This window comes from Clostridium tetanomorphum (assembly GCF_017873215.1).
In the GTDB taxonomy this organism is placed as follows: domain Bacteria; phylum Bacillota; class Clostridia; order Clostridiales; family Clostridiaceae; genus Clostridium_AO; species Clostridium_AO tetanomorphum.
Genome location: NZ_JAGGKA010000025.1, coordinates 43,532 through 59,791 on the forward strand (window position 1 = coordinate 43,532; position 16,260 = coordinate 59,791).

The following is a 16,260-nucleotide window of genomic DNA, read 5'->3' on the forward strand; positions in this document are numbered from 1 at the left end:
GAGGTATGATGAAATGAAAATTATCATGGTAAATAAGAAACGGCTTGGAGTTTCAATGATAATAATAGCACTTATGGTATTGATGTTTGGTATACAAAAAGAATTTAAAGATAAAATGAAATTAACTACATTAATGCAAAGCAATATAAATTCTTTAAAGGAATATAAAGCTTTAGATGGAGAAGTAAAGTATAAATTACCTAGTGAGTGGAATACTGAGGAAAAAACTTTTCAAGGAGATGAAATAATATATCATAATGATTTTCAATCTAAAGATTTTAAAATACATGGATTTGTAGAAGTATGGAATATGGATGAAGATTTAGAAGATTTTCTTAGAAGAAGTGAGCAGATATCTAAAAAACAAAATATAATAAAAAACTATAAAATGGAAAAGGAAAAAATAAATAATACAGAGTGGTATTCAATAAACTATTTAATTGAAGGGCCAGAAAAATCTAATTTTAGAAGTAGCGAATATTTTAAGAAATACAATAATAGATTATTTAGGTTTTCATTTTTTGTTAGAGAGGAAAACTTTAAGGAGAATATGCCTACTATATTTAAAGCAATAGTTCAAACTTTGAGATATGATAAAGAATGATTAATTGTATTTAAAGCACTTTATAAATAATAGAAAAATAAAATATAATTATTATATAAATTATATGTTATAATAATGATATTATAAATTTTAATTAAGGATAAATTTATAATGCAGTACAATAGGAGGAAATGGTGAATATGAAACCAGTATTATTCAAAATATTTGGGTTACCAATATACAGTTATGGAACTATGATAGCTTTAGGAATTTTGGCAGCATTAGTTTTATTAAATGTTAGAACTAAGAATAATTATAATGAAGATGACATATTGAGTATGTCTATAATAGCAATAATTTCTGGTGTAGTTGGTGGGAAATTATTGTATATGATAACTGATATTAAAAGTATATTAGAAGAACCATCTATATTGAAAAATTTGGGTAATGGTTTTGTTATATATGGAGCTATAATTGGTGGAGCATTGTCAGTATATTTATTTTGTAAGAAAAAAGGATGGAAAGCATTAAAAATGTTTGACATTGCTATTCCATCTATTGCGTTAGCTCAAGGCTTTGGAAGAATAGGATGCTTTTTAGCAGGATGTTGTTATGGAAAAGCAACTAAACTTGCTATAGGAGTAGAATTTACTAAATCTCCATTTGCGCCTTCTGGGGTGCTAAGACATCCAACTCAACTTTATTCATCTATTTTTGATTTTTGTTTAGCGTTTTTTCTATTATGGTATGATAGAAAGAAAAGGAAAGAAGGTAGAGTTTTTTCTCTATATGTTATAATATATGGAATTGGTAGAATAATAGTAGAATTTTTTAGAGATGATCCTAGAGGGGAGATAGGAATGTTATCTACTTCTCAATTTATAAGTTTATTTACCATTATATTAGGAATAATTATTTTTAATATAAATAAATTTAGTAAAAGCAAATCAGAGGATAAAAATATTTACAATTAACCTAGGAGGTTAAATGGATTGTTTAAATATACAAATAAAATTAGTAAAGATGTTTTAATAATTACAATTTTAATATGTAGTTTATTTTTTTCGGGATGTAGCAAAGCTGATTCATTAAAGGTAAAACTAGGATTGAAAAATAATGATTTTGAATATATAAAGCAAAATAAGATAGAGAAGATAGTTATACAAAATACTAGGGATCAAGGGTATAGGTTTATTGTATCAGATAAAAGAGCTATACAAGAACTTTATGAGATATTATCTTCAGCTAAAGAAGTTAAGGAGAAGTCTACATTAAAGCCGGATTATGTTTTTGAAATGCATGAAGCTCATGATAAAATACATAAGTTCAATTATATTGCAGGTCTAGATAAAAAAAATGGAGGTAATCTTTATAGTGAAGATAAAGTGTATATAGTATCAAAAAGAATAGATAATGATATAATAAAAAGCTTTTGGAATATTAGAATTCCTAAAGATTTTACTGATATATATTATAAATCTATTTTAAAAACCTTAACTCAATATTTAAAGGATACTAAAATTACTAAGAGTATAGGAATAAATTTAAATGAAGATATAGGTACAGCAAAATTTATACTTTCTACGGATTTAGAAGAATTTAAGGGAGATATAAAGGAAAAATATCAAAATGCTAGCTTGGCTGAAGGAGATAACTCAAGTTATAATGTGTTAATGACAATAAAGACTCAAGGATATAAAAGACTTTTATATAAATCTATAATAACTTTTTATAATAGAACAGAAAAAAGTGAAGTAAAGTACTATGTAAAAGGTGAATATGAGAATAGAGGTTGGAATATAGAAGTAAGTAATAAAAAGCCAGATGACTTTTAAAAAATACTGCAAATGTAATTGCAGTATTTTTTTTCACTATATTGGTAAAATATTAAGGAGCTGACTTTGTAGAGGCTTTTAGGGTTCAACTATTTTATATTTAGTGCTATAATAATTTAGGTATTTAGTTAAATAATATAGTTGGGAGGAAATATTATGAGTAATTGTGATAGCTGTCCAAGTAAGGGGAGTTGTGATAGTAAAGAAGCGAGCTGTTCAAAATTGATTCCTAAACATGGGAAAGTAAAACATATAATTGGAGTAATTAGTGGAAAAGGTGGAGTTGGAAAGTCAACAGTTACTGGAATTTTAGCAGTACAATTAAGAAAAGCGGGTTATAAAGTCGGGGTTCTTGATGGAGACATAACAGGTCCATCCATGCCTAGATTTTTTGGTATAAATCAGAAAAGAGCAGATATTCTACAAATAGGTACTGAAGAAGAAGTAAAATTTATTCCAGTGGAAACTTCTTTAGGAATAAAAGTTATATCATTAAATTTACTTACAGAGGAAGAGGAACAACCAGTTATATGGAGAGGTCCTGTAATTACTGGAGTATTAACTCAAATGTATACGGATACAGAATGGGGAGAGTTAGATTACTTACTTATAGATATGCCACCAGGAACAGGAGATGTAGCATTAACTATAATGCAAAGTATTCCAGTAGAAGGAATGGTAGTTGTATCAACTCCTCAAGATATGGTTTCTATGATTGTTAAAAAAGTTGTGATAATGGCAGAAAAGATGAATGTAAATATATTAGGTGTGGTAGAAAACATGTCCTATATTCAATGTGAAAAATGTGGAGAAAAGATAAGGGTATTTAGCAAAAAATCTGCTGAGGAACAAGCCGATTACTTGGGTATTCCTTTACTTGCAGAGATGCCAATTAATTTAGATTTGGTAGAAAGTATGGAAAGAGGTCAGGCAGAAAGTTTTGTAAGTGAATATAAAGAATACGACAATTTAATAAATAACTTTAAAAAGTTATCTAAATAAATATATTTTTTAAACATATGATTTTTAAATAAAAATCATATGTTTTTTATTACCAATAAAGCTATGTTATAAATAAAAAACAATAGGAAAAAATAAAAATGTAGTACGTAAAACTATTTTTATATTTAAGGAGGTTGTTAGTAATGAGAGCTTTTATAAATGAGGAAGCCTGTATAGGATGTGGACTATGTCCATCAGTAGCTCCAGATATTTTTCAAATGAATGATGATGGAAAGGCAGAAGTCGTAGCAGAAGATGTTCCTAATGGAATGGAGGATGCAGCTAAAGAGGCAGAAAGCGGTTGCCCAACAAATGCCATTGCAGTAGAAGAATAATATTAAAAAATAAGGAGAATTCTCTCCTTATTTTTTAAGCTAAGAATTATTTATAATGATATTTATAAAGTGATTATGGTTAGAAGAAATCTACTAGCTTATCATTAGTAAGTCTCATGGCATTTGGGTCTATATTTACAGTGTCACCTATTTTAGCATTTGAAGATAAACTAAGTTTGCTTACGTTTTTTGTTGTACCATTTTGAAAAGTTATAAATGCATCTGTATTGTTCATATCTATTATTTTGCCTAACATTTAGTAATCCTCCTGATATTTTATACAAAATAGTTTATTAATATTATGTACATTATTATATTGTTTTATTTACACTTAAAAAGTATATAAAAAATCACTGCTATTAATTTAAACAAGCAGTGATTTGCATTATTATTTGATTTGTAAATCAGATTTTTTATCTATAATGTTCCACCATGTATTACCTGGAGATAAAGATATCTCATTATTTTCTTTATCAAGAAGTATGGTAGTTGAAAGATTATCTTTTTTAAGCCATTTTCCTTTTATAAATTTACCATTACTTATTATATAACAATCACCTTCTCCAACAAGTCGCACATCTATATGCAAGTTATCTTTCTGTAATGTTATATCTGTTAGTTGAATTATTATATTTTTAATATTTATAGGTGTGTTGTCTTCTCTGTTAACACATTGAGTTCCTGACATATATTTAGAATATAATCCATTTTCATATATGTAAGATGTATTATAATATTTATTAAGATTTAATAATATAGTATTAGCAGGATTTAAGTTATTATTTTTCCAAAAGTCTTTATTAAACTTTAAGGATGATGTTGAAGAATTATTTAATTTTTTTTCTTTTAATAATTCCCTTAATTTGGAAGAAGAGGTATAAAGACTATGCTCATATTTTCTATTTTTATCTCTCCAATAAGCTTTTTCATAATCAAATTCATTCAAACTAGGAAGGTTTTCTTTGGATATTATATCTTTAGCTTCTTCACTATATCCACAATGAGCAAATGGTAAATTATTTTCTTTAGCTATATCTAGAAAATAAGGTCTAGCACTTCTAACAGGGCCTATCTTATCTGAATCTTTTTTATGGTATAGAGCTATAAATCTAGGAATACCTCCTTCAGCCATGGTTTCATATACTATATCTGCATCTACTAAACCAGATTGAGGGCGTGCATCTTTAGAATTTTCTACAATAACCATGAAAGGAATTTTTTCATATATGTCTTTACTTATTTGTTCTCCGGTATAAGGAGAAAAGTATTGTTGTTCACTTTTTTCCGGTGGTTTATCATATTTAGCATTTTTATTTTTGTCATTACTTTTTTCACACCCATAAGAGAAGATAGTCATAAAACATAGAAGTAAAGAAATAATTTTTTTCATATTAAAATCTCCCATCCTATAAATTATTATAATATTATTTTATACATAAATTACCAATTTATACAAGTACAAATAATTGAAATATCGTTTATATATTCAAAAAAGATTTCATAGAATAATAAAAATGACGTTTAGTAACTCAATTTTTAAAATATCAACAAGATGATAGCTATAAGAAAATGAAAAATAAGAAGATAATGGAGAGTAGATTAGTCTAGAATGATTTCAATGTTATTTTTAAAATTGATTTAAATAATATACCATAGTATAATGTCATGGTGCATATACAATATATAGTAGTTAGGGGGAATTAATTATGCTACATGTTGTGAAAAGAGACGGAAGAAAGGCTCCCTTTGATTCAACAAAGGTAACTAATGCAATAAAAGGAGCTTCTGAGGAAATAGGGTATAATCTAAAAGAAAGTGAATTTATAGATTTAACTCAAAGAATAATAAAAAAATTGGAAGAAGCAAATGCAAAGGAAATTTCCGTAGAAGAAATACAAAATATAGTTGAAGAAACTCTTTTAGATAACAATTATAAAGAAATAGGTAAGGCATATGCAAATTATAGAAAAGAGAGAACTAAAATAAGAGAAATAAAGTCTGATTTAATGAAGGCAATAGAAAAGATAGGGATAGAAACTGACAGAGATAATGCTAATGTAGGAAATAATTTTTCATCCAAACTATTAAGAATAGCTAGTGAATCGAATAAGTGGCATAATTTATATACGATGCCAAAAAGACTGGCAAAAGCACATGAAAATGGAGATGTATATTATCATGATTTAGACAGTTATAATTTGACTACGAATTGTTTACATATACCTACTAAAGAAGTTTTGCTTAGAGGATTTAATACAGGATATGGATATATAAGACCTCCTAAAAGAATAGAGTCTGCTTGTGAATTATCTTGTATTTTATTACAATCAACTCAAAATGATATGTTTGGAGGGCAATCTCACCCGGATTTTGATAATGATATGGCTGTATTTATAGAGTCAACAAGAATCGAAATAAGAAAAGAGTTACAGGAAATAGGTTTAGACAGTTTAAAGATAGAAGAACTAGTAGAAAAAAGACTAAGAAAAAATATAAGTCAGGCAATGCAAGGCATAGTGTATAATTTAAATACAATGCATTCAAGAGCAGGTTCTCAAGTGCCTTTCAGCTCTATAAATATAGGAATTCCTAAATCAAAAGATGCAGCACTAATATGTGAGATATTCTTAAAAGAATATGAAAAAGGTTTAGGTAAAGGGGAACAGCCTATATTCCCTAATATTATATTTAGAGTAAAAAAAGGAGTAAATAAAAATCCGCAAGATCCATATTATTATTTATATAAATTAGCTTGTAAAGTAGCTAGTAATAGAATGAATCCAACTTTTATGAATATGGATGCAGATTTTAATCTTGAATATTATGAGAAGGGATATATGCCTGCTACTATGGGATGTAGAACAAGAGTACAGTCCAATGTAAATGGAGAACCGGTGGTAAAAGGCAGAGGAAACATAGCACCGACTACCCTTAATTTACCTAGGTTAGGAATAGTAGCTAAAGGGGATATAAATAAATTCTTTACTCTTTTAGATAATAAATTAAATTTAGCTAAAGAATCATTATTACATAGGTATGAAGTACTTAAAAGGTTAAGAGTTAAAGATTTACCTTTTGTAGCAGGACAAAGCTTAATGGCAGGGTCCGAAGGTTTAATGCCAGAGGACAGCATAGAACCAATTTTAAAACAAGGAACTTGGGCAATAGGTTTCATTGGGCTTGCCGAAACATTAACTGCATTAATAGGAGAACATCATGGAGAATCGGAAAAAGCTAGGAAATTAGGAATAAAGATTATTCAGTACATAAGAGATTTTACTGATAAAGTCACAAAAGAGACTAGTCTAAATTGGAGCTGTTATGCTACTCCAGCAGAAGGACTAAGCGGTAAATTTATCGTGCAAGATAAGAAAATATTTGGAGAAATAAAAGAAGTAACAGATAAAAATTATTATACTAACAGTTTTCATGTACCAGTAGGATATTCTATTTCTATAAAGGATAAGATAAGTATAGAAGCTCCTTATCATAAAATATGTAACGGAGGACATATTACATATATAGAGTTAGATGATTATCCAACAGAAGATGTGATAATGGATATATTAAATTATGCTTATGAAGAAACTAATATAAATTATATAGGAATAAATTTTCATATAAGATATTGCAAAGAGTGTGGCACATATTTACCTAATAATGAAAATAATTGTTTTAAATGTGGAAGTTTTAATATTCAAGGTATATCAAGAGTTACTGGATATTTAAGTTTAGATGAAAGATTTGGTGCAGGAAAAGTAGCAGAAAGAAAAGATAGAATATCTCATACTAATGGAAGCAATTTTTATGAAGTGTGATGTTAATATAGATAAATTACAGGTAGCAGGATTTTTAGATAATTCTTTAGCTAATGGAAAAGGGCTTAGATCAGTTTTGTTTCTTTCTGGGTGTATTCACAATTGCAAGGGATGTCATAATAAATTAATGCAAGATTTTTCATACGGAGAAAAGGTAAGTTTAGACAATATTATACTAAGGATAAAGAGAAATATGCCATTAATAAAGGGTGTAACATTTTCAGGTGGAGAGCCTTTTGAACAGGCAGATAAACTTTCTAAGTTATCAAAGTTAGTAAAAAAAGAAAACCTTAATATTTGGTGCTATACGGGATATACTTTTGAATATATATTGAATAATATGAATAATAATGGCTGGAAAGAACTAATAAATAATGTAGATATACTAGTAGATGGTAGATTTGAAGAAGATAAAGTTGAGCAAGGATTAAAGTACAAAGGTTCTAGCAATCAAAGGATTATAAATGTAAGAGAAAGTTTTAAAAAAAATAAAATAATTATGTATAATTTAGATTAAAACAGTGAATAAAGATTGTAGCAGAATATATAGCATATATATTCTGCTACAATCTTTATTCTAAATTAACAACTATTTTATTAAGAGTTAGCTATAATCTAATATTCTAACATCGCTTTGGAGATCATCTATGTTACCTGTAATTTTTATGTAATTGTTATTAACTTTATGAGCGCTTTGCATATATTTAAGAAAATTTTCAAGTCCTTCTAAAGGAAAAGTTAGAGCGGGAGTTTTATAATGCATAGGTATTATAATATGGCTTTTAATTAATTTTGTAATTTGACAAGCTTCTTTACCATTGATAGTATAATTACCGCCTATAGGTATAAATAATACATCTACATTACTTATTTGTTTAACTTGTTCTGCGGATAAAATACAACCTAAATCACCTAAATGACATAATTTATAACCATCCATTTGTAATACATAGATAATATTTTCTCCTCGCTTTGCTCCTTTTACTTCATCATGATAGGAAGGGATGCCTTGTATTGGAATGTCACAGACATTAAACAATCCTATTTTATCTACTATTTTTGCGTTTTTAGAAATATTTTCTACATTATCGTGATCAAAATGATGATGACTAATTGTTACTACATCCACTTCTCCAGAAAAAGAATTATAGCCTATTGAATTATCGAATGGATCTGTGAGAACAGTTCTTCCAGAGGAATCTGTAATAAGAAAAGAAGAATGACCCAGCCATTTTATTTCCATAATAAAACACCTCTATTTTATATTTTTATTATATATTAGTATATCCTTAATATTAATATGATAAATTATAGAAAATATATACGCAAATAAAAAATTCTGAAAATATAAATTAATAAAACAATTGACAAATAATCAATCCTTTGTTACAATATTCTTGAACAAAAGTTAATTTAGGTTTAAAACTTAATATTTACTGTTCGTTATATTGGTATACAAAAGTATATTATATAAAACTTTGTATATAAAAGTATAATGAAGCCGGTTTTCTTTATAAAAAGGGAACCGGCTTGTATTTTTTGTGGAAGGTGGTTTTATTATGATAACAAAAAATAGTGCAATAGGAGTATTGGATTCAGGAGTAGGCGGTCTTACTACAGTTAAAGAACTTCAAAAACTTTTACCAAAAGAAAATATAATATATTTTGGAGACAATAAAAATGTACCTTATGGAAACAAAAGTGGAGAAGAAATTATAAAATTAACAAGAAGAATGGTGGAATTTCTCATAAGTAATAATGTAAAAGTCATAGCAGTAGCATGTAATACTATATCTACTATTATAGATGAGATAAGTAAAGATTATGATGTTAAGATAATTAAAGTAATTGATCCTGTTGTAAATAATATTAAGAATACATTAAAAAAGGATAAAGTAGGGTTAATAGCAACTAATTTTACAGTAAAAAGTGGTTATTATGATAAAATGCTAGGAGATATAAAAGTATTTAAAAAAGGATCAGGGGAACTTGCAGGAATAGTGGATAGTGGAAGTATAATTAGAGATGAAGTTAAAGAAATAATAAGATGTCATATAGATGATATAGTACAAGCTGGCAATGTGGATACGATAATATTAGGATGTACACATTATCCAATAATAAAAGATTTGTTTCAAGAATGTTATCCAAATATTAATTTTATAAATCCAGCATTTCAACAAGCTGAAGCTATATATAAATATTTAAATGAAAAAGAACTTCTTAAAGATGAAGAAGGGGAAGAGTTTAAAGTATATACTACAGGGGAAGAAGACAAGTATAATATAATAATGAATATGTTAAATCTAAAGATGCCTGAAAAGATAATAAAATATAACGATTAATATATTTTTAGAAAAATAATTCAGACTGATAAAAATAAATCAAAAGTCTGAATTATTTTAAATTTCCGTCAATATCATCCTTAATAAATTTTAAATAGAAATAATTTAATTAATTTTCAAAAAGTCATTAGGTTATATTTGAAAAACTAGTGTATAATCTAATTAGAATAATTAAAAAATTTAAGGGGTGGTAGTAATTGAATTATAGTAAAAGCACCATATATATAACAGGAATATCTAGATCTAATAGTACAGATCCAATTACTATAATGTACAATAGTTTCTTTTTAGGAGTAATAGTAGATAAGAAGGAAGGAATTATTATAGACATAACTTGTAATACAATTAGTAATGTTACAACAGATTTTATAAAATCTATGTTAGTAGGATATAATCTTTTACAAGATCTAGGCAAGATGATAGATGAGATACATAATAGATTTTTTGGTACTGCTCAGAAAGCTCTAATTGTAGCATTAAAAGATGCACATAATAAATTTACAATTGAGAAGAAGAAACAAGAAAAAGGAGCAGTGAAATAAAGGGTAGATGTTTATGTGGGGTTTATATTAACATTTGTTATATGGTTTATTATGCTAATAGGAAGCGTTTACAAAGGAGTGTATAGAGGTTATCCTCTTTACTTTATTTTAAATGTAGGATTTTAGTCTATTATACTTAATTCCTTTAATAAATCTAATACAATTTTGGTTAAGTAAAAATAAGAATATTACAAATATAGATAAATGCTTATCTATATAATCATAAAAATATCAAATTCTTAAGGAATATAATTTTGAATTTGATATTTTTTAATATATTTTAAAATATATTAATATTTTAAGATGTAAAAAGCAAAAATCTATATTATAATATAATTACGATAAGTCCAATATTATGAATAACATAACTAGAGATGTAAAAGAGTAAAATTTAGGATAAAATGGGGTGATTATTTGAAGAAAGAAATAAAAAACGGTGTTGAATTTTTTATGTGTTTTTTTATTATGTTTTTTTTACTTTCAATTAGTCCAGTAAAAGCAGCTTCAGATTTTAAAGTATGGCCTGCAAAGCAAAACATAGATCAAAATAAAAGTTGGATAATTAAATTTAATAGTGAGATTAAAAGAAGTTCTATAAATGAAAAAAGTATTTATATAACTAATGGAAGTGGACAAACCATTCCAGCAAATCTACAAATTACAGAAGATAATAAAAGTGTAAAGATTTCTTTAAAACAAAGTTATAAATATGAAGCCGGAAAAACTTATTATCTAATAGTGACTAAAGACGTTCAAAAAGTATCTGGTAAATCTCTCTTTAATCCCGTAAAAATGCAATTTACTATAAAGGATGAAACAGCTACTAATTCTATAGATAAGAATACCGTTATTTGTATAGATGCAGGACGTGGAGGAAACGATATCGGAATTCAGGGAGTTGAAAAAGGTGTAAGAGAGAAAGATGTGGATTTAAATGTAGCTTTAAAAACAGGAGAAATATTACAAGGGAAAGGTATAAAGGTAGTTTATACAAGAAAGAATGATAATATTTCTTGGGATAAGGATGATATGAAATCACGTTTTAGTATACTGAATATAGAAGAAGCAGACTACGTAGTAAGTATACATTGTAATACTGCAAGTAATAGTGATGCTAATGGAGTTGAAACTTTTTACAAGAGTGGAGATTTAAGGGGGCAGAAGTTAGCAGATGATATACAGAAAAAAATTGTAGCAAATATAGATATAAGAGATAGAGGTATAAAGTCAGGAAATTTCCCAGAGTTAGATGTAGTTAGTATACCAACAGTTAAAGTATTTCTAGGATTTTTAAATAATAGAGAAGAGGAAAAGAAGCTAGGTGATAGTCAAATACAAAATAAATATGCTGAAGCTATATCGGCTGGTATTATAAAATTTTTAGGAACTACCAGTTCTAATAATTCTAATGGATCTACAGGACAAGATGATATAAAATTTATTTCAGCGGAAGATGTAATACATAATATAACAGAAGGAGACAATTATACATTACCTAAAACTGTTAAGGTTAAGAATAAAAATGGTCAGGTTGTAGATGCTGAAATAACATGGAATAATACATCTATAAACACAAGTAAGGCAGGAACATATAGTTATACAGGAAATGTACAAGGATTAAAAGGTACAGTGAATTTAACATTATTAGTAACTTCTAAAGGTGATAGTAGATATGTAGTAGTTGTAGATCCGGGACATGGCGGATATGATTCTGGTGCTGTTGGCCCTACGGGAGTAAGGGAAAAGGATGTTACTTTATCTGTTGGGCTCAAAGTAGGAAACATTCTTCAAAGCAAAGGAGTAAAGGTTGTTTATACAAGAACAAGTGACAATGTTTCATGGCCTTCTGATGAGAGAAAAGATCTTCAGAAAAGAGTTGAAATATCAGATAGTGTAAAGCCTAATTATTTTGTATCTATTCACTGTAACTCAGCGGATACACCTTCTGCACGAGGAACTGAAACTTACTATAGTAGTGGAAGTATAGCTGGACAAAAGTTAGCTGAATATGTTCAAAGTGAACTGATAAAAAAACTAGGCACATATAATAGAGGGGTTAAAACTGCAGGGTATTATGTGGTGAAAAATACAGAGGCTCCATCCATACTTGCAGAGTTAGAATTTATATGTAACCCAACCTATGAGCAGAAATTAAAAAGTGATGAATTTCAAAGTAAGGCTGCTGAAGCTATAGCTAATGGAGTTTTAAAAGCTTTAGGAAAATGAATTGACAATGAAAAATTAATGTAATATAATATACATTAATTTCAGATAAAGCAATATATTTTTATAGTAATTATTAAAAACTGAGAAAAGGAAAAGTATTTAAGATGTATACTTTAAAGAGAGTGGTGTTTGGTGAAAATCCATAGGTTAAGTCTTAAAGAAAATCACCTTGGAGTTGAATGCTGAAATAATAGTAAGCTTATCCGTAATCCTGCGTTAAAGGATAGAGCATAGTTGTGCTTGAATATTTTATACCATAGGTGGTAAAGCGAAGACATATAACTTCGCCCTAATAGGGCGAAGTTTTTTATTTATACAAAATATTTACTTAATGTTTATTATATTACATTTATGAGAAAATAAATAATAGGAGGGAGTTACATATGTACAAAAAAATAGACAATTCCAGAAGCTTTGTGCAAATGGAAAGAGATGTTCTTGATGCTTGGGGAAAAGAAAATATAATAGAAAAAAACTTTGACTTAAATAAAGATGGGGAATATTTCACTTTTTATGATGGACCACCAACAGCTAATGGTAAACCTCATGTAGGGCATGTACTTACAAGAGTTATAAAGGATTTAATTCCAAGATATAAGGTTATGAAAGGGTATAGAGTTTTAAGAAAAGCAGGATGGGATACCCATGGATTGCCAGTAGAACTTGAAATAGAAAAAAAATTAGGTATTTCAGGAAAACAACAAATAGAGAATTATGGTGTAGAGAAGTTTATAAAAGAATGTAAGGAATCTGTATTTTCATATTCAAATATGTGGAAGGATATGTCTGAAAAGTTAGCTTTCTGGGTTGATATGGATAATCCTTATGTAACATATCATAATGACTATATAGAATCGGTTTGGTGGGCTTTAAAGCAAATGTGGAATAAGGAACTTTTATATAAAGGTCATAAAGTAATTCCTTATTGCCCAAGATGTGGAACAGCACTTTCATCCCATGAAGTTGCCCAAGGATACAAAGATGTGAAAGAAGCTTCAGCTTTTGCTAAGTTCAAGGTGAAAGGTGAAGAAAATAAATATATACTTGCATGGACGACAACACCTTGGACATTGCCAAGTAATGTAGCACTTGCAGTAAATAAAACTTATGATTATGTTGAAGTTATAAATAATAATGAACATTTGATTCTTGCAAAACAACTTTTAAATGTACTAGAGGGAGAATATGAAGTAGTAAAAGAATTCAAAGGAGAAGAAATACTTGGCTTAGAGTATGAACAATTATTTAAATTCTATACTCCTGAAGAAAAAGCGTTCTATGTAGTACATGGTGATTTTGTTACTTTATCTGATGGTACTGGTGTTGTTCATATGGCGCCAGCTTATGGTGAAGATGATAATATAGTTTGTAAGAAGCATGGATTACCATTAATAAACTTAGTTGATGGAGAAGGAAAATTTATAGATTGTGTTGAGCCTTGGAAGGGCTTATTTGTAAAAAAAGCTGACGCTAAAATAATAGAATATATGAAAGAGAAAGGAATTCTCTATAAATCAGAGAAGTTTTCACACTCATATCCACATTGTTGGAGATGTGATACACCACTTTTATACTATCCAAAAGATAGTTGGTTTGTTAGAATGACTTCTTTAAGAGATAAACTTTTAGAAAATAATAATAACGTTAATTGGTATCCAGATAATATAAGAACAGGGAGATTTGGAAAGTTCTTAGAAAATGTTATTGATTGGGGTATCTCAAGAGATAGATATTGGGGAACACCTCTTCCAATTTGGGAATGTGAATGTGGTCATAGGGAATGTATAGGAAGTATTGCAGAACTGAAAGAAAAAGGAATAAATGTACCAGAGAATATAGAATTGCATAAACCATATATTGATAATGTTAAATTATCATGTCCTCATTGTAATAAAGAGATGAATAGAACAGGGGAAGTTATTGACTGTTGGTTTGATTCAGGATCAATGCCTTTTGCTCAACATCATTATCCATTTGAGAACAAAGAAATATTTGAATCAAATTTCCCAGCACAGTTTATTTCTGAAGCAGTAGATCAGACTAGAGGATGGTTCTATACATTAATGGCTATTTCTACATCATTATTTGATACAAATCCATTTGAGAACTGTATAGTTTTAGGTCACGTTCTTGATAAGCATGGAATTAAGATGTCAAAACATAAAGGAAATGTAGTGGATCCATTTGAAGTATTAGATAAAGTAGGAGCAGATGCATGTAGATGGCATTTCTATACAGCAAGTGCGCCATGGCTTCCAACAAGATTCTCTGTTGAAGATGTAGAAGAAACTCAAAGAAAATTTTTAAGTACTTTATGGAACGTTTATTCTTTCTATGTGCTGTATGCTGAATTAGACAATTTTAATCCATTAGAATATAAAAAGTTTGTAAGTGAAAATGTAATGGATAAATGGATTGTTTCAAGATTGAATACATTAATTAAAGATGTAGAAGATCATATGGATGGATATAGAATTACTCAAGCAGCACTTGCAATAGAGAATTTTGTAGATGAATTATCTAACTGGTATGTAAGAAGAAATAGATCAAGATTCTGGAGTGCAAAGCTTACAGATGATAAGATTGGAGCATATGTAACACTTTACAGAGTGCTAACTACATTATCTCTTATTGCAGCTCCATTTATACCATTTGTTACTGAAGAAATATATAGCAATTTGGTTAAATCATTAAATAATGATGTACCAGAAAGTGTTCATTTATGCAAATGGCCTAAATATGATGAAACATTAATGGATGTGGAATTAGAAAGAGAAATGGCAGAAGCTTATAAAATAGTTAAACTTGGTAGAAGTGCTAGAAACGGAGCAAATATGAAGAATAGACAGCCGCTTTCTAAGATGCTAATAAGTTCAAAGTCTTTACCAGAATATTATGGAGATATAATAAAAGATGAACTTAATATAAAAGAAGTATTGTTTGGTGCAGATTTATCAACTTATGTTAATTTTGATATTAAGCCAAATTTACCTGTACTAGGTAAAGTTTATGGTAGATATATCCCTGTTATAAGAAAAGAGCTTGCTAGTATGAATCAAATGGAGCTTGCCCAAAAGATTCAAAATGGTGAAAGTATAACTATTGATGCTTCTGATGTAAAAGTAGAATTGAATTCAGAAAACTTACTTGTCACAATGCAAGGATTAGAAGGTTTTGCTTTTGCAGGAGAAGGAACTATAGGGGTTGTTCTTGATACTACTTTAACTGATGAATTAAAAGAAGAAGGACATTTAAGAGAAATATTAAGTAAAATCCAAAATATGAGAAAAGAAAGTGGATTTGAAGTAGCAGATAAAGTAAAATTATATGTAACAGATAATGAAATGTTAGAAAAAGTAGTAAGAAAATTTGAGGATGTAATCAAGAAGGAAACTCTTTGTGTAGATATATATTATAATGAAGAAAGAGAATATGTGGATTGCAAAATTAATGGAGAAGATTTTAAAATTGCAGTTGAAGTTATTAAATAATGAAATTAAAAAAAGCCGTAGAGAAATTGAGGCCACTGAAAAACTAAGAATATTGAATCGTCATCACGAAAGTGATGGCGGTTTTACTTTTTTGAATCAATAAATTATATTTCTTTAAGGTT

The 16,260-nt window shown here is 28.1% G+C and carries 14 protein-coding genes and 1 other annotated feature; of the genes, 11 read left to right on the forward strand and 3 right to left on the reverse strand.

Annotated features, from left to right (window positions below; genetic code table 11):
- Window positions 1-13: 13 nt before the first annotated feature.
- From J2Z24_RS18615 to J2Z24_RS18635, 5 genes are all read left to right on the forward strand, one after another.
- A complete protein-coding gene (locus J2Z24_RS18615; protein ID WP_173680604.1) occupies window positions 14-604 on the forward strand; it encodes a hypothetical protein in 591 nt (196 codons plus the stop codon).
- A gap of 140 nt (window positions 605-744) precedes the next feature.
- Window positions 745-1,518, forward strand: a complete 774-nt coding sequence (locus J2Z24_RS18620) for a prolipoprotein diacylglyceryl transferase (RefSeq protein WP_035152230.1) — start codon at window positions 745-747, stop codon at window positions 1,516-1,518.
- Between the two features lie 18 nt (window positions 1,519-1,536).
- Window positions 1,537-2,379, forward strand: coding sequence for a YhfM domain-containing protein (locus tag J2Z24_RS18625; protein WP_085059178.1), 843 nt, complete (start codon window positions 1,537-1,539; stop codon window positions 2,377-2,379).
- Window positions 2,380-2,535: 156 nt separating this feature from the next.
- Complete coding sequence (locus J2Z24_RS18630; RefSeq protein ID WP_035152233.1) at window positions 2,536-3,381, forward strand: Mrp/NBP35 family ATP-binding protein; 846 nt, start codon at window positions 2,536-2,538, stop codon at window positions 3,379-3,381.
- A 143-nt stretch (window positions 3,382-3,524) separates the two neighbouring features.
- The gene (locus tag J2Z24_RS18635; RefSeq protein ID WP_035152236.1) at window positions 3,525-3,716 is read left to right on the forward strand and encodes a ferredoxin; all 192 of its coding nucleotides are present in this window, start codon (window positions 3,525-3,527) and stop codon (window positions 3,714-3,716) included.
- 79 nt (window positions 3,717-3,795) lie between these two features.
- Here J2Z24_RS18635 and J2Z24_RS18640 read toward each other — a convergent pair whose 3' ends face one another.
- Both J2Z24_RS18640 and J2Z24_RS18645 read right to left on the reverse strand, forming a co-directional pair.
- Window positions 3,796-3,972 carry a hypothetical protein gene (locus J2Z24_RS18640; protein WP_173680603.1) on the reverse strand — a complete coding sequence of 59 codons (177 nt, stop codon included), beginning with the start codon at window positions 3,970-3,972 and terminating at the stop codon, window positions 3,796-3,798.
- A gap of 132 nt (window positions 3,973-4,104) precedes the next feature.
- Window positions 4,105-5,106: a DUF3048 domain-containing protein gene (locus J2Z24_RS18645; protein ID WP_035152239.1), complete on the reverse strand. Its 1,002-nt coding sequence runs from the start codon at window positions 5,104-5,106 to the stop codon at window positions 4,105-4,107.
- A 316-nt stretch (window positions 5,107-5,422) separates the two neighbouring features.
- Here J2Z24_RS18645 and J2Z24_RS18650 point away from each other — a divergent pair, with 316 nt between their 5' ends.
- Together J2Z24_RS18650 and nrdG are read left to right on the forward strand one after the other, a co-directional pair.
- Window positions 5,423-7,534 (forward strand): anaerobic ribonucleoside triphosphate reductase, encoded by a 2,112-nt coding sequence (locus J2Z24_RS18650; protein ID WP_035152242.1) that lies wholly within the window; start codon window positions 5,423-5,425, stop codon window positions 7,532-7,534.
- A complete protein-coding gene (gene nrdG, locus J2Z24_RS18655) occupies window positions 7,524-8,051 on the forward strand; it encodes an anaerobic ribonucleoside-triphosphate reductase activating protein (protein ID WP_085059180.1) in 528 nt (175 codons plus the stop codon). The genes J2Z24_RS18650 and nrdG overlap by 11 nt, the downstream gene beginning before the upstream one ends.
- An 87-nt stretch (window positions 8,052-8,138) precedes the next feature.
- Here nrdG and J2Z24_RS18660 read toward each other — a convergent pair whose 3' ends face one another.
- The gene (locus tag J2Z24_RS18660; protein ID WP_035152245.1) at window positions 8,139-8,777 is read right to left on the reverse strand and encodes an MBL fold metallo-hydrolase; all 639 of its coding nucleotides are present in this window, start codon (window positions 8,775-8,777) and stop codon (window positions 8,139-8,141) included.
- Between the two features lie 316 nt (window positions 8,778-9,093).
- On the opposite strand from J2Z24_RS18660, the gene murI reads away from it, so the two are divergent.
- From murI to ileS, 4 genes are all read left to right on the forward strand, one after another.
- Window positions 9,094-9,879, forward strand: a complete 786-nt coding sequence (murI, locus tag J2Z24_RS18665) for a glutamate racemase (RefSeq protein WP_035152248.1) — start codon at window positions 9,094-9,096, stop codon at window positions 9,877-9,879.
- A gap of 197 nt (window positions 9,880-10,076) precedes the next feature.
- A complete protein-coding gene (locus tag J2Z24_RS18670; protein WP_035152252.1) occupies window positions 10,077-10,421 on the forward strand; it encodes a DUF3870 domain-containing protein in 345 nt (114 codons plus the stop codon).
- Between the two features lie 414 nt (window positions 10,422-10,835).
- Complete coding sequence (locus J2Z24_RS18675; RefSeq protein ID WP_051593439.1) at window positions 10,836-12,647, forward strand: N-acetylmuramoyl-L-alanine amidase; 1,812 nt, start codon at window positions 10,836-10,838, stop codon at window positions 12,645-12,647.
- Window positions 12,648-12,720: 73 nt separating this feature from the next.
- Window positions 12,721-12,942, forward strand: a binding site (T-box leader).
- 88 nt (window positions 12,943-13,030) lie between these two features.
- The gene (ileS, locus tag J2Z24_RS18680) at window positions 13,031-16,138 is read left to right on the forward strand and encodes an isoleucine--tRNA ligase (protein ID WP_111947602.1); all 3,108 of its coding nucleotides are present in this window, start codon (window positions 13,031-13,033) and stop codon (window positions 16,136-16,138) included.
- Window positions 16,139-16,260 lie beyond the last annotated feature (122 nt).

Excerpts from the sequence above, each read along its gene's own strand:
- J2Z24_RS18635 (WP_035152236.1), top strand. The coding sequence starts at position 3,525 with ATGAGAGCTTTTATAAATGAGGAAGCCTGTATAGGATGTGGACTATGT.
- J2Z24_RS18645 (WP_035152239.1), bottom strand. The coding sequence starts at position 5,106 with ATGAAAAAAATTATTTCTTTACTTCTATGTTTTATGACTATCTTCTCT.
- J2Z24_RS18660 (WP_035152245.1), bottom strand. The coding sequence starts at position 8,777 with ATGGAAATAAAATGGCTGGGTCATTCTTCTTTTCTTATTACAGATTCC.
- J2Z24_RS18650 (WP_035152242.1), top strand. The coding sequence starts at position 5,423 with ATGCTACATGTTGTGAAAAGAGACGGAAGAAAGGCTCCCTTTGATTCA.
- J2Z24_RS18615 (WP_173680604.1), top strand. The coding sequence starts at position 14 with ATGAAAATTATCATGGTAAATAAGAAACGGCTTGGAGTTTCAATGATA.
- ileS (WP_111947602.1), top strand. The coding sequence starts at position 13,031 with ATGTACAAAAAAATAGACAATTCCAGAAGCTTTGTGCAAATGGAAAGA.
- murI (WP_035152248.1), top strand. The coding sequence starts at position 9,094 with ATGATAACAAAAAATAGTGCAATAGGAGTATTGGATTCAGGAGTAGGC.
- J2Z24_RS18620 (WP_035152230.1), top strand. The coding sequence starts at position 745 with ATGAAACCAGTATTATTCAAAATATTTGGGTTACCAATATACAGTTAT.
- J2Z24_RS18630 (WP_035152233.1), top strand. The coding sequence starts at position 2,536 with ATGAGTAATTGTGATAGCTGTCCAAGTAAGGGGAGTTGTGATAGTAAA.
- nrdG (WP_085059180.1), top strand. The coding sequence starts at position 7,524 with ATGAAGTGTGATGTTAATATAGATAAATTACAGGTAGCAGGATTTTTA.
- J2Z24_RS18640 (WP_173680603.1), bottom strand. The coding sequence starts at position 3,972 with ATGTTAGGCAAAATAATAGATATGAACAATACAGATGCATTTATAACT.